20 protein-coding genes are annotated in these 22058 nt (G+C 61.2%); 9 read left to right on the top strand and 11 right to left on the bottom strand.

The annotated features are described in order from the left end of the window. Positions 1-235: 235 nt before the first annotated feature. Positions 236-1966 (top strand): putative bifunctional diguanylate cyclase/phosphodiesterase, encoded by a 1731-nt coding sequence (locus tag ACFFWD_RS06025; protein ID WP_376962453.1) that lies wholly within the window; start codon positions 236-238, stop codon positions 1964-1966. Here the strand turns inward: ACFFWD_RS06025 and ACFFWD_RS06020 are convergent. Next, positions 1960-2400, bottom strand: coding sequence for a 2-dehydropantoate 2-reductase N-terminal domain-containing protein (locus ACFFWD_RS06020; RefSeq protein WP_376962451.1), 441 nt, complete (start codon positions 2398-2400; stop codon positions 1960-1962). The genes ACFFWD_RS06025 and ACFFWD_RS06020 overlap by 7 nt on opposite strands. Positions 2401-2680: 280 nt before the next feature. Here ACFFWD_RS06020 and ACFFWD_RS06015 point away from each other — a divergent pair, with 280 nt between their 5' ends. Beyond that, on the top strand, positions 2681-2977 hold the full coding sequence (locus tag ACFFWD_RS06015) for an HU family DNA-binding protein (protein WP_376962449.1): 297 nt from the start codon (positions 2681-2683) through the stop codon (positions 2975-2977). Between the two features lie 1182 nt (positions 2978-4159). Beyond that, positions 4160-4888: a FadR/GntR family transcriptional regulator gene (locus ACFFWD_RS06010; RefSeq protein WP_376962447.1), complete on the top strand. Its 729-nt coding sequence runs from the start codon at positions 4160-4162 to the stop codon at positions 4886-4888. Between the two features lie 11 nt (positions 4889-4899). On the opposite strand, the gene ACFFWD_RS06005 is transcribed toward ACFFWD_RS06010, so the two are convergent. From ACFFWD_RS06005 to ACFFWD_RS05975, 7 genes are all read right to left on the bottom strand, one after another. Further along, entirely contained in the window at positions 4900-5730 is an 831-nt protein-coding gene (locus ACFFWD_RS06005; protein WP_376962445.1) for a carbohydrate ABC transporter permease, read from the bottom strand. Continuing rightward, positions 5727-6641 carry a carbohydrate ABC transporter permease gene (locus ACFFWD_RS06000; protein WP_376962443.1) on the bottom strand — a complete coding sequence of 305 codons (915 nt, stop codon included), beginning with the start codon at positions 6639-6641 and terminating at the stop codon, positions 5727-5729. The genes ACFFWD_RS06005 and ACFFWD_RS06000 overlap by 4 nt, the downstream gene beginning before the upstream one ends. Continuing rightward, entirely contained in the window at positions 6641-7918 is a 1278-nt protein-coding gene (locus ACFFWD_RS05995) for an ABC transporter substrate-binding protein (protein WP_376962441.1), read from the bottom strand. The genes ACFFWD_RS06000 and ACFFWD_RS05995 overlap by 1 nt, the downstream gene beginning before the upstream one ends. 105 nt (positions 7919-8023) lie before the next feature. After that, positions 8024-8899 (bottom strand): carbohydrate ABC transporter permease, encoded by an 876-nt coding sequence (locus ACFFWD_RS05990; RefSeq protein WP_376962439.1) that lies wholly within the window; start codon positions 8897-8899, stop codon positions 8024-8026. Between the two features lie 7 nt (positions 8900-8906). Next, a complete protein-coding gene (locus ACFFWD_RS05985) occupies positions 8907-9764 on the bottom strand; it encodes a carbohydrate ABC transporter permease (protein ID WP_376962437.1) in 858 nt (285 codons plus the stop codon). Positions 9765-9852: 88 nt separating this feature from the next. Further along, the gene (locus ACFFWD_RS05980; protein WP_376962435.1) at positions 9853-11169 is read right to left on the bottom strand and encodes an ABC transporter substrate-binding protein; all 1317 of its coding nucleotides are present in this window, start codon (positions 11167-11169) and stop codon (positions 9853-9855) included. 50 nt (positions 11170-11219) lie between these two features. Then, positions 11220-12281: an ABC transporter ATP-binding protein gene (locus ACFFWD_RS05975; RefSeq protein ID WP_376962433.1), complete on the bottom strand. Its 1062-nt coding sequence runs from the start codon at positions 12279-12281 to the stop codon at positions 11220-11222. Positions 12282-12670: 389 nt separating this feature from the next. On the opposite strand from ACFFWD_RS05975, the gene ACFFWD_RS05970 reads away from it, so the two are divergent. The 6 genes from ACFFWD_RS05970 (at position 12671) to ACFFWD_RS05945 (ending at position 18377) form a co-directional block, all read left to right on the top strand. Continuing rightward, the gene (locus ACFFWD_RS05970; RefSeq protein ID WP_376962431.1) at positions 12671-13576 is read left to right on the top strand and encodes a sugar phosphate isomerase/epimerase family protein; all 906 of its coding nucleotides are present in this window, start codon (positions 12671-12673) and stop codon (positions 13574-13576) included. 76 nt (positions 13577-13652) lie between these two features. After that, a complete protein-coding gene (locus tag ACFFWD_RS05965; RefSeq protein WP_376962429.1) occupies positions 13653-14756 on the top strand; it encodes a Gfo/Idh/MocA family protein in 1104 nt (367 codons plus the stop codon). Between the two features lie 39 nt (positions 14757-14795). Next, positions 14796-16040, top strand: coding sequence for a Tm-1-like ATP-binding domain-containing protein (locus tag ACFFWD_RS05960; protein WP_376962427.1), 1245 nt, complete (start codon positions 14796-14798; stop codon positions 16038-16040). Further along, positions 16037-16897 (top strand): phosphoenolpyruvate hydrolase family protein, encoded by an 861-nt coding sequence (locus ACFFWD_RS05955; RefSeq protein WP_376962425.1) that lies wholly within the window; start codon positions 16037-16039, stop codon positions 16895-16897. The genes ACFFWD_RS05960 and ACFFWD_RS05955 overlap by 4 nt, the downstream gene beginning before the upstream one ends. A 22-nt stretch (positions 16898-16919) precedes the next feature. Then, positions 16920-17357, top strand: coding sequence for a VOC family protein (locus ACFFWD_RS05950; protein ID WP_376962423.1), 438 nt, complete (start codon positions 16920-16922; stop codon positions 17355-17357). A gap of 21 nt (positions 17358-17378) precedes the next feature. After that, positions 17379-18377 carry a C-terminal binding protein gene (locus ACFFWD_RS05945; protein ID WP_376962421.1) on the top strand — a complete coding sequence of 333 codons (999 nt, stop codon included), beginning with the start codon at positions 17379-17381 and terminating at the stop codon, positions 18375-18377. Positions 18378-18558: 181 nt separating this feature from the next. Here the strand turns inward: ACFFWD_RS05945 and ACFFWD_RS05940 are convergent, their stop codons facing one another. The 3 genes from ACFFWD_RS05940 to ACFFWD_RS05930 form a co-directional block, all read right to left on the bottom strand. Continuing rightward, complete coding sequence (locus ACFFWD_RS05940; protein WP_446680513.1) at positions 18559-20217, bottom strand: thiamine pyrophosphate-binding protein; 1659 nt, start codon at positions 20215-20217, stop codon at positions 18559-18561. Between the two features lie 128 nt (positions 20218-20345). Next, the gene (locus tag ACFFWD_RS05935) at positions 20346-20897 is read right to left on the bottom strand and encodes a UGSC family (seleno)protein (protein ID WP_376962420.1); all 552 of its coding nucleotides are present in this window, start codon (positions 20895-20897) and stop codon (positions 20346-20348) included. 20 nt (positions 20898-20917) lie between these two features. Next, complete coding sequence (locus tag ACFFWD_RS05930) at positions 20918-22039, bottom strand: hypothetical protein (protein WP_376962418.1); 1122 nt, start codon at positions 22037-22039, stop codon at positions 20918-20920. Positions 22040-22058: the final 19 nt, after the last annotated feature.

Raw genomic sequence — 22058 nt, 5'->3', positions numbered from 1 at the left:
ATGAACCGCTATCATTAGGATAAAACCGCCTTCCCGGAGCTAACTGGACAGGCTCCTAGGGTTTCCAGAACAAGCCGCCTAGTCCTGCGAATGCCTCAAGTTAGTTCAAGAATACGCGGGCCGTTCGTGCGCATTAACGTCCTGTTAGTTTCATCGCCTGAAATCGTCAACAATCAACCAACCGTTATTGCAACCGCTGATAGACAGAAGACGAATCCCCCAAGGCTACGTGTTCATGAGCCTCGCTGCGGCACTGATTTACTGGGTCATCATCGGACTCTGGCTTTCTGTCCTGACGCCGGTGTGCGTGGCGTTTGTCCGCAACCCCCGAACCTTTGGTGCGGTGCGCCTGTTACTGTCCGTTATCGTGATCGACACCGGTCGGAATATCATCGAGAACTTGTATTTCGGTTTGTACTTCGGCGGTCAGTACGGACTGTTTCCGGCCTCCATCGTCGGAGTGCTGGGCAATCCTACGTACCTCATTCTTCCGAAGGTGATGAACATCGTGGCGGCTAGTGCGGTGTTCGGCCTACTCGTGTTGCGATGGCTTCCTTTGGCCTCGAAAGAACGCGCTGACGCCGATGCGACCGTGCACGAGAAGATGGAGGCCTTGAAGCAACTGGCCCACTTCGACCAACTGACGGGCCTGCCCAATCGCGTCAGCTTGCATAAGGATATCGACACGATATTGAGGGAACGCGCAGGTAATCCTGCCCATCCGATCACGGTCGCGATGATCGGCCTCGACGGATTCAAGGACGTAAATGATACACTTGGTCATGCGGTTGGCGACAAACTTCTGCAGGAAGTCTCGGGACGGCTGACGTCCGTATTAGATGAGACCCGCGTTTATCGGTTGGGCGAACACGAATTCGTCCTTCTGCTTGAGAATTGCGGCGATCCATCGGTTGCGGCCGACGTCGTGGAGACCGTCCTGAAACGCCTTACCGCACAATTTGAAATCGATGGTCACCAATTGTTCGTCACCGCGAGTGTTGGCCTTGCGATTGCACCGGCCCATGGTTCGAACGTCGATGATTTGCTCGCCAATGCCGACCTCGCGCTCCATGACGCGAAAGCGGCAGGCAGTCGGTCGCGTCGGCTCTACGTTCCGACCTTGCGCGCGCGAGCGAAGCATCGCCGCGAACTCGATACGGAGCTGCGGCGTGCATGCGCTAATCAAGAGTTTGTCTTACACTTCCAACCTCAGGTGAGATCGAGCGACGGCGCCGTGATTGGCGCTGAAGCCCTGCTTCGCTGGCACCATCCGGAGCGAGGCATTTTGACGCCGGGAGCCTTCATCGACGCGCTCTGCGAAAGCGTGGTCGCGATTGAAACCGGCCGATGGATCCTCACCGACGCGTGCAAGACGGCAGCCAGTTGGCGCGCGAAGGGCCTCCCGCCAATTCGCATGGGCGTGAATCTCTTCCCCACCCAATTCCGTAACGGCTCGCTGCTGCAGGATGTCGAGCAAGCCTTGTCCGAAAGCGGGTTACCTGCCGATGCCCTCGAGCTTGAAATCACCGAGAACATTGCGCTTGGTCGTGAGGAAGGAACGCTGTCACCGCTGAAAGCATTGCGAGCGCGAGGTGTAGGTATCGCTTTTGACGACTTCGGCACGGGCTACGCTTCTCTCAGCTATTTGACGCGTTATCCGCTCACTCGGATAAAGATAGACCGGAGCTTTATCCAGAAAATCGGTGCGCAATCCGCCGCTGAGGACACGGCTATCGTGCGTTCGATTATCGTGATGGGGCGCAACCTTGGACTTGAAGTTATCGCCGAAGGCGTCGAAACCACGGCCCAAGCCGATTTTCTATCGGCGGAAGGTTGCTCGGAATTGCAAGGGTTCCTGTTCTCTAAGCCTCTTCCGGCAACCGCATTTGAAAACTATTTACGATCAGCCATATTTGACCAACCTGAAGTCGGCCTCGCGCCGCTTCGTTCCGTGAGTAGTCAATAAGTTGCCGGAGCGATCGAGTTCGCTTGCGTTCTGGGTCGCCAAGCGAAACCCTGCGGCAGCGGGCGGCGCGCCCGAGGCCGAACGCGCTGATTGCCGATTGGGAAGTTGGTGAACAGCCGTTTTGCCACTTCCGGATCTGGGCCCATCTCGGACTTGCAACGCATGAATCCGTTCCTGGCCCAACGCATACATGGAGGTAGTCTGTTCAGACGTCTGCTTCCGAGGGAATCAGCCGACTTCACACAAAGGAGCACCAGGTCCGGCGAGGCCAGGGAGCATGCGTCTGTGGCTGCCTTTGCCGGCAAGCAGCCCTGGAAGATTTGCGCATCTAGGAGAAGGCCATTCGTGTTGATCGCATCGACGTGCATTCGTCTGCCGATGAGATACGCTGCTACTGCATTCCTAGTACGTGGCGGTCGATCGGCATAATCCAAAGGGGCCGACGTGGGAGACGGGACAGGGTTGAAAGCCCACGGCTGGTTCGTCCTGCCGCTCTCGAAGCGAGCTCACGATAAAGACCACGTTGACGGTGTTGCCTAGGAAGAGGAGTCCGGAGCTCACGCAGAACTGCTGCTTGCGTTTTGGATCTCGATAGGTTTTAAGCCCGGGGACTTCATGAACGTTGGCATGGATCAGAAGCGCGCTGCGTGGCTCAACCGTGTTCTCAGCAGAGTTATCTCATAACTCGCGCGCAACAAATTCAGAGGATTTCAAATGGCCAAGATGACCAAGAATCAATTGATCGACGCGATTGCTGAAGGCACGCAGATCTCGAAGGGCGACGTAAAGGCCGTGATCGAGCACATGGCGACTGTCGGTTATAAGGAGCTGAATGAGTCTGGCGAGTTCGTCATCCCTGGTTTTGTGAAGATGTCGGTTGTGAACAAGCCGGCTACTGAAGCGCGGATGGGTGTAAACCCTTTCACGAAGGAGCCGATGCAGTTCGCGGCAAAGCCTGCGAGCAAGTCGGTCAAGGCGTCGCCCTTGAAGGTCGCCAAGGATGCCGTTTAAATTCAGCGGCTCTATCATGTAGAACTCTACGAGCTGGTCGTCGGCATTGGCGATGATAGATCGAAACGTTCTGGCTCGGGCTCATGACGTCCCGGCCTCAGGTGAGTGGCGCTTTGCGTAGCGCAAGCAGCCGCATTCTGAACGTCCGAAAAATCCTTGACGGTACCTTCTGATTGGACCCGGAGAACGATTCCCGGAGTCATCTCGCGCGAAAATTTATCGGTCGATGCCGATAGTTGTCGAAACCACAAAAATATTTTTGCGACGATTTTCCCTTTAAAATCAAAAGCGTAACTTTCTGGCGGACCTGCTACCGGAAAATGTTTGGCCGTAGGGAAAAATTCGAAGAAATCTCAACGAGTTATGCGTGACCTTAACAAAGGAGTGGGAGTAGAGCTGCCGGCTGCTATCGCGCAGTTTAGCGTATTTTTTGGTGAAGGTTTCGTCCTCGCTTCCCTTGACATCAGCGGGGCTGGCAAGAGTTGCGGACTTGGACTTAACCCGGTCGAAGCCGGCATTCAATCGTGCTCGCGCTAATGGAGTATTGCTGCGCATTACAGCGTGCAGAAGGGCCGGAGCCCGGCGGGCCAAATCGTCACGTCTGAAGAACGGCTACTATTGGCGCGAAGCGGATGCTCGCGGGTGCGAGGCTCGCTCCTCCACGAAGCGGGGGAGTACAGGGCGCTCGCAGCCGAATGAGCTTGGCGACGGGAGCGAGCGCCCAAATCGCTATCCCGCACCGGCGGCGGCCAGCTGATACAATCGTCCGGTCGCGTCGAGGTTCTGGACCCGCCACTCGCCGACGCCCTCGATTAAGCGTCTGATCGAGCTTTCGGATGGCAGCGGGCAAACGCGAGTGAGCAGACCGGCGTAACGGTCTTCTTCCTTCAACGGGCCGACTTCGGAGCGAGCAGGTGACGAACCGCGCCGCCGCCAACTTGTAAACAATGTTGTAATGATTACGTTCCATGATTATAACAACCAACGCAGCGGGTCCCTTGCGCACCCGCTGCGGGTGAAATAAGGCCGGTTGGGATGCAGCGAAGGAACGCGCCGCGGCTCAATGCTGGAAGGCGGTTGCCATTGTCAGCGGCAATGCCCAACAGATGATGGACCGAGCCAATACTTTGTCGAGAACAACAGCGCGCAGACGTTCACGAATGGAATAGGGGAACGATCCGGATGAGTCCGCGTCGCGTCAGGATGAGTGATGTCCTTTACAGTGACATCCTGAAGCAGATCAATTCCGGGGCATTCGCAACCGATCAACGGCTGCCCTCCGAGAAGGAATTTTGCGAGCGCTTCGGCGTATCCCGCCCGATCGTGCGCGAGGCACTGGAGCGCTTGCGAGCTGAGGGACTGATCCGCTCGCGCCAGGGCGCCGGTAGCTTCGTGGCCAACGGCGAGGCGCATTCGGCCGCGGTTGCGATGCCGTTGCAAATCGCGCCCGATGCGATGCCGCCCCAGATCAACAGCATTGTCGCTATTCAAAAGTTCTACGCCTATCGCATCTCTCTCGAGGGTGAACTCGCTTACGCCGCCGCGCAGAATCGCCAGCCCGCTGACATCAAACGGATTGGCAGCCTGTTGCAGGACATCAAGTCGAGCATTTCCAGCAATACGCAGGGTATTGAGGAGGATCTCGAGTACCATGAGGCGATTGCCCAGGCGACGCACAACGAATTCTTCATCGCGGCGTGGAATGCGGCGCGCGTGCATATCCGCTTCTTGATCGAACTCGCACGTAATCTTTCGACGTTGGGATCGCCGAACCATTCGGCGTCCGTCCGGTCCAGTCACGAGCCCATCTTCGAATGCATCCGCGACGGAGATGCAGAGGGTGCGCGTGCTCGCATGCGCGAGCACATCACCCGCTCGCAGGAGCGAGTCTTCCTGGGCAAGTGGATCTGAGGAAGCTCTCTTTAGTCCTTGCTGCCCGTTGTGGCGAAGGAAGCGATGAAGTAGCGCTGGAACACGAGCAGCACGGCCATCGGCAACAGCGCAGTGAACACGGCGCCGCCAAACATCTGGCCGTAATCCACGTCGTATTGGCCGGCGAAGCTTGCGATCGCCACCGAGGCAACGTGATAGTCCGGGTCGGGTGCGATCAGCAGCGGCCACAGATAGGCCTGCCACTGGAAGACGAACAGGATCAGGGCAGCTCCGATCAACGCTGGCTTCGACAGCGGCACGTAGATCCGCGTGAAAATGCCAAACCACCCAAGGCCGTCCACCATGGCGGCTTCCGCGAGTTCGCGCGGGATGCCCAGGAAGAATTGACGCAGCAGGAATACCGCTAGGCCATTACCGATGCCAGGCAGGATCAGCCCTGCATAGGAGTTTTGCAGATTGAAGTCGCGAAACACCTGGGCAAGCGGCACTGCGATCGAGTCGAACGGGATGAGGAAGCTGATGATCATCGCGGCGAAAACCACGCCGCGGCCGCGATAGCGCAGCGCGGCCAACGCAAACGCTGCCATCGAGCAGATCACGAGCCCGAGCGCGACCGTGATGGCGGTGACCAGCGCGGAATTGAGCATTGCCCGAGCGAAAGGGCCACTCCACAGCGCGACCAGGTTCTGAAACGTAACCTCTGTCGGCACGAAGGTGTGGATGCTAAGCGGCGACAGGTAACGGAAGATCTCCGCGCTCGGGCGGAGCGCGCTGATCGCCGCCCAGATCAGCGGCAGCATGGCGGCCGCGGCAGCGCCGACTGCGATGATCAGCAGGCTAATCGTGTGCTTCTGTCTCATTCCGATTTCGCACCCGTCATCAGGCGGAACTGAATTGCGACGATGACGATCACGATCGCGACCAGGATCCCGGTTTCGGCCGCTGCGCCGCGCATGTCCGCCGACAGGAAACCGCGCGTGTAGATATCGTTCATGATGAGATTGGTAGATCCCTGCGGACCGCCCTTGGTGAGGATCTGGACCGGGGCGAAGACCAGGAAGTTCGCGACTGTGTCGGCGACCAGAACGAACGTCAGGGGACGGCGCAGCTGGGGCAGGGTGATGTAGCGGAATTGCTGCCAAGGCGTTGCGCCGTCGATGACCGCGGCCTCGTACAGCGCTACCGGAATCTCCTTGAGCCCGGCGAGCAGGAACGTCGTCCAGTAGCCGACGCCGATCCAGCTGACGATAAGGATGATGGTGTAGAGCGCCTGGCCCGGCGTTGTCAGGAAGCCCTGCGGCGGCAGGCCGATGGTCGCGAGCAGTGCGTTCGCCGGACCATCGGGCCTGAAAACGACGCCCATGATGATGGCCGAGACGCTCTGCGGCACGGCAACCGGCAGGAGGATCAACGTGCGCCACAGCGCGCCGGCGGGAAGGACGCGGTGCAGCACGAGCGCGAGACCGAGCGCGCAGGCGATCTGAAAGGGATTGACCACCAGCGAAAACAGAAGCGTCGCCGCGAGGGCATCATGAAATGACGGATCGGAAAACAGGAAGGCATAGTTGGCCAATCCGAACTTGCCCGCGCTCCCGACCTGAAACGACTGCCACAGCGCAAGTCCGGTTGGCCAGATGCGCAGCATCAGGACGGCAACCAGCGCCGGCGCGAGGAAGATCGCGGCGACCAGGCCCTCGCTGATATCGCCGCGCGCACGGACCGATTCCTTGCGGGTCACTTCTGCTGCGTCGCTGGGAGCAAGAACTGTCATCATTCCAATCGGGAGAATGCCGCCTTCAATGCCGCTTCGGCGCGCTCCAGGGACGGCTTGGCTTCAGCACCGTTGCGGATGTCGCTGTACATCCGGTTCATGGTTTCCTCGAACACCACATAGCCGATGGTGCGCGGCCGGCTCACGGCGGTGTTGGCCAGTTCATAGCTGATGATGCTGGCAAAGGGCGCGGTGTTTTCACCGCCGGCCTCGGACTCGCGCTTGAGATACGCCGCGAAGGCCGCCTTGTTCGCCGGCGGCTGGGGCGCGATCGTGCTCGCCAGCAACGAACCGTCGCTGTCCAGCGTCAGGAACTTGGCAAACTTCGTCGCTGCGTCCTTTTGGGCGCTCTTGGGATTGATTCCGATGGTCCAGGAGCCGGTTGGTGTCACTGGTTTGCCGCCGGCGAAATAGGGCATTGGGGCGATGCCAAAATTGAGCTCCTTGGCTAAACGGAACACCCGGGCGTGCCAGACGCCCGCCACCATGTAAGCCACCTGTCCGGACGAGAAGAGCGCAGGCATCTGCTCGTAGGCGACGCCTCGCGGCGCGAGAGCGCTGGCATAGAGGTCCCGATACCATTCGGTCGTCTTGGCCCAACCATCAGAAGTAAGAGCGGGCGTGAGCAGACCCTCGCCAGTCAGGCCGGGCCCGTAACCGCGCGATTCATAGAGCGGTTGAAGCTCGTAGTAGCGGTCGTTCTGGTCGAAAGCGAAGCCCCATTTGGCGCCGGCCTTCTGCGCCGTCCGTGCGTTGCCCAGGAGATCTTCCCAGGTGAGGCGCTTGGCGGGATCGGCATCAGGTGCTGGCAGGCCCGCCTTCTTTAGCAGATCGGCGTTGTAGTAGAGGAACTGCGACGTGGTCCAGAACGGCAAGGTCCAGAGCTTGTCCCGGAACGCCGTGCCCTTGATGGCGGCGGGCGCTGATGCCGCTTCGATTTCCGCACGCGTCGCCGTCAGGTCAGTGAGAAATCCCTTGTGGGCGTAAGCCGGCACGCGCGGCTCGTCGACCGTATAGACGTCGACGCTGGTGTCGCCGGCGCCGAGGCGGGCCTGGATCTGCGCGTTGAGCTGGTCGAAAGGAACGTTCTGCGACTGGACCTTGATTCCGGGATTGGCCTTCTCGAATGCCGCGATCACGGCATCGAAGGCGCCGGGCTTCTGGGACGAGAGGAATCCGATCCGGACATCCTGGCCGAGGGCGAAGCGCGAAACGAGCGGCGTGGCCAGCAGGCCGGAGCCGAGCACCAATGCGTGGCGGCGTGTGATCTTGACCATGAGATTCCTCCTGTGCTGCTGGACGACCCGCCCCTCGAGCCCGGTACAACCGGTCCAGTCTTTTGTTTACATGTTTACATCATAAGCGCCAAGCAGTCAAACTTGTCAACCTTTGACCGCGCCGGCCGCCATGCCGGCCACGAAGTAGCGGCTGCAAAAGGCGAACAGGACGAACAAGGGGATCACGATCAGCGTAGCGCCCGCCATCACCTCGCCCCAGCGCATGTCGACACCGGCGAGCAGGGACGCGAGACCGACCGGCAGCGTCTTGTTGGTGTCGCTCGACAGCAGCACCAGGCCGAACGTGTAGTCGGTCCAGGACAGCAGGAACGAAAAGATCGCGACGGTCGTCAGTCCTGGCAGCGACAGCGGCAAAATCACGCGCACGAAAGCCCCGAGACGCGAACAGCCATCGACCATCGCAGCTTCCTCGAGCTCGAACGGCATCGCCTTCAGGAAGCCCCACAGGAACCACACGGCAAGGGGCAGGGTCATGGTAAAATGGGCGACCACGAGGGACGGCAGCCGGTCCACCAGATTCAGCGCCGCGAAAATCGAGGTGAGCGGAATCGCCAGCAGCAGCGGCGGAAACATGTACGCATAGAGCATCGTTCCGATGATGGCCTTCTTGCCGCGGACCTTGAAGCGCGAGACGGCGTAGGCCACCATGATCGAAACAACCAGCGTGACGATCACCGTCGCAGTGGCTACGACGACGCTGTTCCAGAACTGCAGCGCGAAATCTGTGCGGCGGATCAGCGTGCGGTAATATTCCAGCGTGACCGAGGTCGGCAATAGCGAGCGCGAGGTGTAGAACACGGCCGGCTCGCGAAAGCTGCAGATGATCATGTAATAGATCGGAAACCCCGAATAGATCGCCAGCAGCAGCGCCAGAAGGTATTGCCCGGTCCTGACAAAAAGCACGCGTCGAGGCGAATTCAGCCCGGTCCTGGCGATAGGTATGCGTTTGCGCGAATACATAAATGCCTCACATCTCGATCGGGAAGCGGCGGAAGAAAGCGCCGAGCGCCAGTGTGAGTAGTAGCAGCGACACCGTGGCGACCGCCGCGCCGCCACCAATGTCGTAGAGCCGAAACGCCATGTGATAGGAGAGGACGGGCAGATGCTCCGTGGCGCCGAGCGGTCCGCCCTGCGTCATCAGCCAGATCACGTCGAACTTGTTGAACATCCAGATCGCGCGCAGCAGAACGACCACGACAAGGACGTCGCGGATCGCGGGAAGCGTCACGTAGCGAAAGCGCTGCAGGGGGCCGGCGCCATCGACGCGCGCGGCGGCATAGAGATCATCGGGAATGGTCTGCAGCGCCGCCAGCACGCAAATCGTGACGAAGGGCGTCCACATCCAAACGCTGATCGCGACCACAGTGGCGAACGCAGCAGAGCTCGAATCGGACCAGACAAAACCGGTGATACCCAGCGCCTTCAGCCAGTGGGTGACGATTCCGACATTGCCATCCAGCATCCATTGGAAGCTGATCGCGACCACAACGGTTGGGAGGATGTAGGGCAGGATGGCGATCGCCCGGAACAGCGATTGCCCCCGGATCGGCGCGTGCAGGACCAGAGCCGAGGCGATTCCCAGGACCACCTGAAGCGCAACGCTCACCGTCGCATATAACGTCCCGGTCCAGAGGTCGCGCCAGAATTCCGGCACCGCAAGGATGCGCCGATAATTGGCAAAGCCAATCCACTTGCCCGCGGCCACGAAGGAGTTGATCGACTGGAAGCTGAGCAGGATCGCCTGTGCCGCCGGCAAAACGATAAACACCGCCGTGACTGCAAGGCCAAGCAGCAAAAAGACCCTAACGGTGGCGTCTGGCTTCACGGGCTGGTTCCGGCCGTCGGAACGGCATGAGGCAGATGGAGCCGCGCCGTCGACAGCGACGGCGCGGCGGGACTGGCGCTTGCCACTGCTAATCCGCGGTGGCGCGGCGCATTTTCTCGCCGGCGATACCGACCGCCTCGGCCGCCGGCATTTTCTTCAGCGTGGCGTTCTGCAGCATCTCGTTGAAGGCCAGGGACTCGAACACCTTGGCCGCCTTGAGATTGGCGCTCGGCCCTTGCGTGTCGATCGAGGTAATCATCACATCGGGGCGGGTCAGGAAACCGCGCATCTCCGCGACCAGGTCGGCATATTTTTGCAGCATCGGATGGCTCCGCCAGCGCGGATCGTCATAGACATCGAGCCGGCAAGGCTGTTGGTGCACCGGTGCGGCATGCAGCCAGTCGATATACTTTTCCTTGGCGAACCAGGTCATGAACTTCATGGCTTCCTCGGCGCGCGGCGTGGTCAGGACTACGAAGCCGTCATAGCCGTGGGTGACCTCCTTCTGCTTGCCGGTGCTGTCCATGTAGGGAAAGGCGCCGACCTGTGCGGCGATCTGCGGCGCCTTGTCGTCGAGCACCTCGATCATGCGCCCGGAATAGGGAGCATGGGCCACCTGCGAGCTAGAGAACAGGCCCAGCGACTGCGCCCAGCTCGCCTGGGCCATACCGGCGGGCATGGTTGGGTAGATCGATGTGAAATACTCGAGCGCCGCGATCGCCTTCTTGCCGTTGTCGCCCTTGTCGAACACGACCTCAAGCTTGTCGCTCAGGAACTGGACGCCTTCGGCGAAATGGAAACCGGTGGACATCCACTGGGTCGCACCGGTGTTGCCGGTGGGGTGGAAGCACCCGGCGATCTCGCCGCTCTTCAGCTTTTCGGCATTCTCGCGATATTCCGCCCAGTTGTTCGGGATCTTGAGTCCCTTCGCCTGGTACAAGTCCTTGCGGTAGTAAATCATGCAGAAATTGTAGTCATGGGGCAGCCAGTACTTGTTTCCCTTGTAGGGAAACAGGATTTTCGGCCCCCACTGGTACTGGTCCACGAGCTCGTTCATCGGAACGAGCAAATTCTGGTCGGCGAGGAGGATGACGTCGCCGATGAAGCCGAGCGCGGCGATGTCGTAAGGAGAGCCGGAGCGCATCGCGCTCGACAGCTTCGGATATTCATCGGCGGGCGCTACATTGTCGAAGACGACCGTTACGCCGGTCTTCTCCTTGTAGGCGGCCACGATCTTCTTGAGCGCCTCGATGCTTCCGATCGCGGTCTCCGTGTTCATCAGTCGCAGCGTCACATTGCCTTGCGCCCGGATGGACGGCGCATAGAGCGCGCCGGCGGCCCCCGCCGATGCGGCTAGAAAGGACCGGCGCGATAGCTTGGCGGCCGGACGTGGAGATCTGGTCATGGTGGCCTTCCTTTGCTTCCTCGTTGAATTATCGTTGCAGATGGTGCCGATCAGGCGGCACGGATGCTGCGGCCAGTGTCGGCGTCGAAGAGATGCGCGAACTCTGGCACCGGAGCGATCCGGATTGTGTCGCCGGGCTTGGCCCTGATCCGCTCGCGAAAGACGCAGACCACGGGTGTGGATCCGAGCGTGGCCATGACGTGCGTTTCCGAGCCGGTCGGCTCGACCACTGAGACCTCCGCCGGCAGCCCGTTGTCGGAGAGCGTGAAATGTTCGGGCCGCGCACCGTAGACCGCGGCGCGTCCACTGCTGTTCGCTGGGATTTGGCTGAGGGGAAGCCGGACTCCGTCGGCCGCTTCAAAGGCGCCGCCGTTCACCTTGCCCCGGATCTGATTCATCGCGGGTGAGCCGATGAAGCCGGCAACGAACAAATTGGCGGGCCGATCGTAGAGCTCCAGCGGCGAGCCGATCTGCTCGACCACACCGTCGCGCATGACCACAATCTTGTCTGCCATCGTCATCGCCTCGATCTGATCGTGCGTGACGTAGACTGTTGTCGTCTTGAGTTTCTGGTGCAGGGCCTTGATCTCGGCGCGCATCGCCACCCGCAACTTGGCATCGAGGTTGGACAGCGGCTCGTCGAACAGGAACACCTGCGGAGCCCGCACGATGGCCCGGCCCATGGCAACGCGCTGCCGCTGGCCGCCGGACAGCTGGCGTGGGTAACGATCCAACAATTGCTGGAGTCCTAATACCTCGGCCGCGCGATCCACCCGGACGCCGATGTTCGGTCTCGGCATCTTTCTGAGCTTCAGTGAGAAGCCCATGTTGTCTGCGACCTTCATATGCGGATAGAGAGCGTAATTCTGGAACACCATCGCGATGTCGCGGTCCTTCGGGGCGAGGTCGTTGACGACCCTGCTGCCGATCCTGATTTCGCCCGCGCTGATGCCTTCGAGTCCGGCGAGCATGCGCAACAGAGTGGACTTGCCGCAGCCGGACGGGCCGACAAGGACGACGAATTCGCCATTCGCGATATCGATGTCGATGCCCTTGAGCACATCGAGAGTGCCGAAGCGTTTCCTCAAGCCGTTGATCGTGACCGGCGCCATTCGTTTTCCCTGATTATGATTGCGGAGTCTGACGGGACCGATTGCCGGCGCGACGGACTCTGTTCTGCTTATCGGGACAACTTCGACTAGTTGTTATCCGGAAATGTTACAAATCTTTGGATAACTCCCTAGAGCATGTCAATATGCCAATCGTCACAAGCATCGTCTGGTCGGGTCGCGCCAGCCGCCTTGGGAGAATTTCCTGCGCGAACGCAGTGGGATAACTGAAAAATTGTGGTGAGTGACTTGATTTTACAAGTTTGTTGACATCTTTACCGGAGTGGCTTAGGTGGACAAGAAAGGGAGCTCGGGGCTTCGGAGGTCTCGCCCCGAAGGGCTGCGAATGATCGCGCTGGGGCCGCCGTTTGGAAACCGATCGGAGAATGTCTATGCGGCTCGGATGCATCTTTCTCGCTCCCCAATCCCTTGCGGAGCTCGACGTGCTGGTCGAGACCCTCGATGTCTACGGACTGTCGGCGATCATCGGGCCCAAAACGTTCGGCGAATTCACTGAGGACGAGGCGTACGCTTATGGCGAGCGGACCCGAGACCTTGGTCTTGTGATCGGCGAGACAGGTCTATGGGAAAATTTCCTGACCGACGACAAGGAGCTGCGCGCGGATCGGATCGAGCGGTTCCGCAAGCTGTTGCGCAACGCCGACATTGCCGGCGTGCGCTCGGCCAACACGCTGGTCGGAACCAAGCATCCGTCGGATCGGCCGCTGTTCCCCCACGCCTACAACTTCACCCGGGAGTGCCGTGCCGAATTTCGCGAAATCGTACTCCGTATCCTGGACGGCCTCGAGCTCAAGAACACCAAATACGGGATCGAGCCCTGGTACACGACGTTCTTTTATCAGCCGGAGGACATCAAGGAGTTCATTGTATCGGTTGGCCATCCGCGCTTCGGTCTACACATGGATCAAGGCAACATGATCTCCCACGCCAGCTTTTATAATACGACCGCCATGATCGAGCGCACCTTCGCGCTGCTGAAGGATGATGTCGTCTCGGTCCACATCAAGGACATCCAGTGGGAGGGAGCGCATTTCGGCCTGCGCTGGAACGAGGTGCCGCTGGGCGAGGGCACAATGGATATCGCCACCTATGTGCGTCACATCGCGACGCTCGACGCCGACATGACCTGTTATCTCGAGCATTTCTACGAGGAGCGCGATTACGCCCTGAATTTCGCCCGTCTGCATCACATCGCGCGCGGCGCCGGACTGTCGTTCCTGCCGCGCGAGCCGCTTGAAGGGAAGCGGATCGTGACCGGAAAATTCCCGAAGCCCTGACGGGCGGCTTTCAGGCGCGGCCTGGAAAAGTTTCGGTTGCGGCGCTGCTGTCGCTGTCGACCTTAAGGAGAAGAAAATGGACCTGCGACTTGGCATCGTCGGCTGCGGCCGCATTTCTCACGCCCACGGCATTGCCGCCCAGCGCATCGGCAAGGGACTGCGCTTCTCGGCCTGTGCCGACGTGAACGAAGACGCTGCGCGCAGTTTTGCGACCTCCTATGGCAGCAATTCCTTCTTCACCGATTACAAGGAGATGCTAAAGAAAGAGCAGCTCGATGCGGTTGTGTTCGCGACCTGGCCGGCGCAGCACCGCGAGCAGCTCGAGACCGCCATCAAGTCAGGCGCGCGCTTCATCCTGTGCGAAAAAGCACTCGCTCTGACGGGCGAGGAGGCGGTCGAGATCTACGACCTTGCCAAGAAGGCCGGCGTAACCATCGTCGAAGGCTTCATGTACACGCACCACCCCGTAATCGCCAGACTCGACGAATTGGTGAAGCGCGAGGTTAGCGGCACGGTCGATTCGGTGCGGGCGAGTTTCCACATGTATTTGCCGGAGCCCGACGGCAGCCAGCAGCTCACCTGGCGCCAGCGGAAGGAGACCGGCGGTTCGGTGCCATACGACCGGACCTGCTATCCCGTGAATATCTGCGCGCGCTATGCCCACGCATTGCCGGTCAAGGTCGCCGCGACCGCAACGGTTAGCGAGAAGCTCGGTACCGTCACGCGTCTTTACGGCGAAGTGACGTACGAGAACGGCCGCGTGGCGCTGATCGAAAGCAGCAACGGCGCGGTGTTCGGCCAGGAGGTGCAGGTTACCTGCTCGAACCGCATTTACCGTCTTGCCACACCGTTCACGATGCCTGGTGACGGCACCATCGTCGAAATCGAGGCCCTGAAGTTCTCGCACATCTGCGAGCATGTCCACACCGTCAAATCGCCGCTGCCGGTCCAGGATGATCTGCCGTCGTTCCTCGCGTACGGCCCGCAGCTGGAAAACTTTGCGAAAGCGGTCTCGGGCGAGGCGAAGAATTCAAGGCCACTATTGGTAGAGTCGGTGGTGAACAGCTTCACGCTCGATGGCCTGGTTCGAGCCGGGCTTGAGGAGCGGGTGGTGAAAATCGAAATTCCGGAGCACATCAAGAAGGACTGGCGCGAGGCGAAGGAAGCAGGACGTGTGTAACGACTCTCTCGACGGCCGCGTTGCACCCCGGAGGTGGCCATGACGGTACCCGGCCGGCCAGCCGTGGTCATCGCAGCCACGCTGGATACAAAAAGCACCGAGGTCGCATTCGTCAGACGCGAGTTCGAGCGGCGGGGCATGGCCGTCACTGTGATCGATTGCGGCATCCTCGGCGAACCCGGAACGGAGGCGACCTTCACGCGTGCCGCCGTTGCTCGGGCTGGCGGCGGGGACATCGCGGCGATGCGCGCCTCGCGCGACCGGGCAAGCGCCATCCCGACCATGATCCGCGGTCTGGAGGCCATTCTGCTTGATCTGCAGGGCAAGGCGCAGATTGCCGGATATTTTGGCCTGGGTGGCGGGACCAACGCCGCGCTTGCATCGGCTGCGTTCGCGTTGCTTCCTTTTGGTCAGCCGAAGATGCTCGTGTCGACGGTGGCCTGCGGCAATACCCGACCGTTCATCGGCATGAAGGACGTAGTGCTCGTCCACTCCGTCGTCGACGTTCTCGGCCTCAATGCATTCCTCGAGGATGTTCTGGCGAGAGCGGTTAGCGCGTTCTGCGCTATGTTGGACTCGCCAGCGGAAAAACCGGAGCGCGCCAGCCGTGTCTGCATTGGCATGACGACCTTTGGCTCGACCACCGAAGGCGCGACGATCGCGCACGATACTCTTGTCGGGACCTACGACATCCTCTCGTTTCACGCCCGCGGTATCGGCGGCGAAGCGATGGAGGCATTCGTGCGGGAAGGGCGCGTCCATGCCGTACTCGATCTGACCACGACGGAAGTTGCCGATGAGCTCGTCGGCGGGATCTGCAGCGCGGGACCCAATCGGCTGTCGGCGGCCTCTGAGATGGGCGTGCCGCAAGTCGTGCTGCCCGGCGCCATCGATATGGTCAACTTCGGTCCGCCCGCTACAGTGCCCGAGCGGTTCAAGCACCGCACCTTCACCTCCCATACGCCGCACGCCACGCTGATGCGGACCACGGCGGATGAAAATGTCGCGATCGCCGAATTCATCGCGGCGAAGCTCAATCGCGCCAAAGGCCCGGCGGCGGTGGTGCTGCCGCTCCGAGGCTTTTCGGCCTACGACATCGCGGGCGGCCCGTTCTTCGATCCGGATGCCGATGCCGCCTTCTGTGCAGCACTCACGGCGAGGCTCGATCCGGCCATTCCAGTCGAGCGCGTCGATGCGCACATCAACGAACGCGTCGTGATCGACCGCGCCACGCGACTCCTGACCAACATGATTTCCCGTTCGAACCGCGTCGAGGCACCATGAGCCGCAGATTCAAGCGAACCGAAGTTCTCGACCGTCTCAACAAGCAGATCGGGGCCAGCCGATCCATCCTCGTCGTCGGCGCCGGCAATGGGCTCGTCGCGCGCTGCGCCGAGGACGCGGGCGCCGATATCATCGTGGTCTACAATTCCGGCTATTTTCGCCTCAACGGCCATCCCAGCATGCTGGGCAATCTTCCGATCGGCAACGCCAACGAGATCATGCTTGAGCTCGGCGGAAGGTCGGTGATTCCGGTTACCCGGGACGTTCCGGTGGTCGGCGGTGTTTACGGCGTTGATCCGACCCGGGACATGGGGCTGCTGTTCGAGGACATGCGCCGCGCCGGCTTCTCCGGCGTGATCAATTTCCCGACGGTGGGCCGGATCGACGGGCAATACCGCCGCGACCTCGAGGCCGCCGGTCTCGGCTTCGCGCGTGAGGTCGAGATGATCCGTCGGGCGCGTGCCGAGGACATGTTGACGATGTCCTATGTCTACACGCCTGAGGATGCGGTGCGCATGGTGGAGGCGGGCTGCGACCTAATCGTCGGTCATTGCGGGCTGACTGCAGGCGGCGATGTCGGCTCGACCAATGCGATGGCGCTCGAGAAGGCGTTCAACGTGCTGAACGGCATCTTCGATGCTGTGCGGAAGGTCAATCCGAACGTCGTCCTGCTGTCGCATGGCGGCCCGTTGTCGAGCATGGCCGATGCCGAGCTGGCCAATCTCAAGACCGGTGCGGTCGGGTTCGTGGCGGCCTCGAGCATTGAGCGCATCCCGATCGAGCAGGCGCTCAAGGACGCGTGCCGCGGCTTCAAGGGCATCAAGGTCGCCGATGCCGGCGCGAGGCTTCGGGCCTAGTCCATCGCATCGAGGAGACACCATGAAAAAAGTCATATTCGATCATACCGGCTTCATCACGCCATCGCTCGAGGGGTCGGTTCGATTCTGGTCGGAAGTGATGGGCTTTGACCCGATGCCCAGCGTCGAGCGCAAGGGCGATTGGGTCGCGCCCTTCACGGGGGTTGACGGTGCGGAGCTCAAGATTGCGCACTTGTTCGGTCATGGAACGCACCTCGAGTTCATCGAGTTCGGCGCGGCCGGCGGCGCGTCCGGCGAGCCGAGGGCCAACGACTGCGGCACCGGGCATGTGTGCTTCAAGGTGCAGGACCTCGATGCCACAGTCGAGCGCATCCTCGCGGGCGGCGGCAAGCTTGCCGGCCGTATCACGGAAATCACCGAGGGCCCGGCCGCAGGAATCCGCGGCCTCTATCTGCGCGACCCCTACGGCGTGCTGATCGAGCTCCTTGAATCGAAGTAGCGCCGGCGTGCGGGCGGGCCAATGACCACCATTCTCTATCCGGAAGCGGCGTTTACTGACGCGGCCTTCGAGCGCGAACTGTTCGGGCCGGACGTCGAGATCATCCGCCGCGACGTCGGACAGCTCGCCGAACTGGATGATACCGATTGTGCGCGCACGGACGGATTGATGTTGTTCCGGCACTTCTTCCCGGCCGAACAAATGGTGCGCTTTCCGAAGCTGAAGGTTGTGGTCAGGATGGGCGTCGGTTACGACCGCATCGATCGTGCCGAGGCAGCGCGGCGGCGCATCACAGTGTGCAATTGCCCGGACTACGGCACGACGGAGGTCGCCGACCATGCGGTCGCGCTCGCGCTGACGCTTCGTCGCGGGGTGCTGCTGCATCATGAGGCGCAGCGGCGCGCAGCGGCCTGGAAGCCGATCGATGATCCCCTGGTGCGCCGCCTGTCCTCATTGACCGTTGGCATCGTCGGGCTTGGGAGAATCGGCACCGCCGCCGCGTTGCGCTTCAAGGCCCTCGGCTGCCGGGTCATATTCTTCGATCCGCACCTGCCCAACGGGATCGAGCTTGCGCTCGGCGTGTCGCGGGTGGCTAGCTTGCCGGATCTGCTTCGTCAGGCCGACATCCTCTCGCTGCATGTGCCGCTGACGCGCGAGACGCGCGGTATAATTGGGCCGCAGGAGATCGCAATACTGCCGAACGGTGCGATCGTCGTGAATACGGCGCGCGGCCCGGTGCTGGATCTCGATGCGGTTGAGGCGGCGCTCCGCACCGGCCGGCTCGCCGGCGCGGGTCTCGATGTCCTGCCGATCGAGCCGCCGGTCGAGCCGATATCCGGATTGCTGCGCGCCTATCGCGCCCACGAGCCATGGTTAGAGGGGCGATTCATCGTCACCCCGCACAGCGCTTTCGCCTCTCCGGAAGCTTACGAGGACATCAAGCGCAAATCGGCCGAAACGATGCGGGCGGTGCTGATCGACAACCGGCCACAAAACGTAGTCCCGCCGGAAGCAGACTGAGGATCACCGCATTGACGTCGGTTGCCTCCGACGGCACTCCACCGCGTTTTGGCTGACGGAGTACCGCGTCGAACCATAGCGTGCAGAAGAGCTGAAGCTGCCTGAGCCGCAGCCTCCACTTGAGGTCGCCCGCCATCGGCGTTGTGCTACCGGATCGAGTTTGATCGAACGAGGCTACGATCTAGACTGCATCATCGACGAAGACTTCTATGAGTTCCGGTGCGCGGCGCTCGATCGCCGCCGATAGAATGTCCCGAAACTGGTCGCCTTCGTTGACGCGAGTGGCGCGGATACCAAGCGACCGGGCGAGGCCCGTGAAGTCGACGGATGGCTCACGAAAGTCCATACCGACAAAGTGGTTCGTTCCGTGGAACGCCTGCAGGCGCTGCTTGATAATCCGATATCCTCCATTGTTGAGCAGTACGACAGTGAGCGGCAGGTTGTGGTGCGCGGCTGTCCAAAGGGATTGGATCGAGTACATCGCACTTCCGTCTCCCGAGTAGCAAACTACGGGTCTTTCGGGATTTGCAAAACTGGCGCCGACGGATGCCGGCAGGCCCCAGCCGATGCCTCCGGACGCCATTTGATGGTAGCCGTATCGGTCGCGGTGAGCCCGCAGAGCGGACATGTAGCGGGAAGAGGTCAGGCCTTCGTCGACAAGGATCGCGTTCGGGGGAAGGCTGTTGATGACTTGCAACGCTATCCAATCGGGATCGATCGGAATGGCCCCATTCTTTTGCAAGATTTCCCGCTCGAGCCTATGGCGGTTTGCCGACCAGTTTTTTTGCTTCAGGCTTTCGATGCGGTCCGAGGCGAGCTTCGCCAAAGAAGGACCTCCTGCGGATTCGATAGCGGGAACAAGAACGCGCAAGGTTTCCCGTACATCGGCCTTGAGAGCGATCTCGGCGGCAAAATTCTTCGCGAGATCGTTGTCCACCAGTCCGACCTGCACGATCGGAATTCCCCGTGGCAGGGGCTCATGGGCGCTATAGACCGACATGCGAACAGGATCTGAACCGAGCACGATAAGGAGATCGTAAGCCCCAAGGATTTTGCTCGTTTGCTGTTGGTCGCGCGGCAACGCACCCATGAAGCATGGATGATCGGAGATGAAATGCGTGCCATAAGCGATAGTCTGCTGATAAGCCGGACAGCCGAGCCGCGAGGCGAGAAGGGCCGCTTCGTCGAGCGCGTCGCTTTTGACGATCTCGTCGCCGACCACCAGGACCGGACGCCGCGCGGATAGGATTCGGTCGACGAGTGCATCGAGTGCCTCCCTCGACGGGGCGACCCGCGTATCGACGCGCGTCGACCGACCGAGCTCGATGTCGGCCTCTGCATTCAGAATGTCGCCAGGTAGAGAAATGAAGACCGGTCCGGTCGGTGGCGTCGTGGCGATCTTGGCGGCCCGCCGGACGATACGCGGAAGGTCCTCCAGTCGCGTTACCTCTACCGCCCATTTGACCAGAGGTTCGGCCATTTGAACCAGCGGACCGTAGAGAAGCGGCTCCATAAGACCGTGACCCTGTTCCTGCTGGCCGGCAGTAAGTATCATTGGTGTGCCGGTGAACCTGGCATTGTAGAGCGAACCCATGGCGTTACCGAGACCGGGAGCGACGTGAACGTTGCAAGCGACGAGTTTCCCCGAGGCACGGCTGAAGCCATCGGCCATCGCCACGACCAGGCTTTCCTGCATCGCCATCACGTAGGTCAACTCCGGATGGTCCTTCAGAGCGTGCATGACCGGCAATTCGGTGGTCCCTGGATTGCCGAACAGATGCGTAATCCCTTCATCCTTCAGCAGGGACAGGAAGGCTGAGCGGCCGGTTGTGCGAGTCATGATCCTGGTTCTTTCTGCTCTGGCCTGCCGCAATGCATCGCTATCGATGCAAAAAGTCGACGAACAGCAGGCGAAAAAAGAGCCCCGGCTTCTTCAAGACGGGGCCCAAGTCTGGGAGGAAAGACGCGCTACTTGCCGAGCCAGACCTTCGGCGCCATCTCGGCGACCCGGGCGGCGCGGGATTCGACTTCGGCCTGGGTGATGCTGCTGACCGGGTGGTCGATGACCACCGGAATCAAGCCTTCCATGCCGATCGCGGTCCGGGTGAGCACGGTCTCCTTCTCGAACTCCGTGGTGATGATTGCCGCGGAGGGGATGCCGAGCTTCTCGAGCGCCACCGAATCCCGGATGCAGCAGGAGCAGCAGGATCCGCAGTCGCCGATCGCGGTCAGGACCAGATCATTGTTGGCGGCGATTTCGGCGATCAGTTCGGGCTCGGCGTCCTTCGAGAAGGAGCCCTTCACATAGTAGTTCACCTTGCCGAACTTGATGCTCTTCTCGAGCGTCGCCGTGGACGCCCTCAGGACCTTGTTGGCGTTCCACTTCGAATTGTCGAGAATCGCCAGGCGAAGACCGTCCAGGCTCTTCGGGCGGGCCGCGATCGGCGTATTCGCCGATTCCACGACGCCACGCGGGTCGAACACCGTTACCGAATTCGCGTCAGTTACCTTCATCAACATGTCAGTTTCCTCTGCTTTCGTTAGAGCGCGCAAGCGCCGTCGGCGCATCCGTCGTCGGCCGGACCGGCAGCGGAATTGATCGGCTTGAGCACCGGCGTGCTCATGTGACCCCAGCCGGGAATGAAGGCCGAGAAACGTCCGGCGTGTCCGCCCATGATGAACAGGTGGATGTTGTCGGCGGAGGGCACGATCGGAATGCGGGTGTCGGGATCGCGCTTCAGCCACTTGGGCAGGTTGCGGTTGTAGACCTTGCCGTAGCGGTGGTCGCGGGAGATCAAGCGGAACGCGTTGCCCGAATTCATCCAGAGGTAATGGCGGATGTCGGAGCGGGTCCAGCCGGCCTTCGCGATCGTCTTCGCATGTTCGAGACCGAGCACGACGGTGCAGTGTCCGCCCAGGACGGCGGAGTTCGAGGCGATGGTGCTCATCGCCGAACACATCGTGTCGAGGATGCCTTCCGGGTCGTTGCACTGGTGGTCGGTCACGCTATGGGGCGCTTCGGCTGCGATCGCGAACACGGTCGAATCCATGGCGCTGTAGCCGTGCTCCACGTGGTACGGAGCGAACGGGCTGTCGAGCTCGTTCTCCGCGACGCAGTAGCTGTACTTGCCCGGGTGACCGAGCGTGCTCTTGTCGAAATCCGGCGGCCATCCGCCGCCGACGTTCAGCATAATCAGACGGACGGCCCGGCCGATGGTCGCGTTGGCGCGATTTCCGGATCCGAAAGCGTTCGGGCCGCCGTTCATGCCGACTTCCGCGGCGAGCGGTCCGTTGACAATGATGAGCGGAGAGGCGACGTGGGTGGTCGCCTGTACGCCGTTGAGATTGAAGGCGCGGTCGGTGAGCGCCAGCATGGCGGCGCGGACGATCGGCGCGTATTCGGGACGGCAGCCGGCCATCACCACATTGATGGCGAGTATCTCGCGGGTCAGGGCACCCCAGCGCGGCGCCACCTTGCATTCGACGAACTGCGGGTCGCCGCCGAGCGCGGTCACGACCGCGTCGATCTTTTCCTGGGTGGGCGGGACGACGGGAAGTCCATCCGACCATCCGCGTTCGTAGTAGAGTTCGATGAGATCCGTGCTGGTCGGTACCCGCTCGATTGCGGCCGCGCCGACCTGTTCCAATGTCTCAAGTGCCATTATCTCGCTCCGGCTGTTT

Source organism: Bradyrhizobium erythrophlei (assembly GCF_042430365.1).
Classification (GTDB): Bacteria; Pseudomonadota; Alphaproteobacteria; order Rhizobiales; family Xanthobacteraceae; genus Bradyrhizobium; species Bradyrhizobium erythrophlei.
The sequence above is the reverse complement of the archived record's forward strand: the minus strand, read 5'-3'. Positions and strand labels throughout refer to the sequence as shown.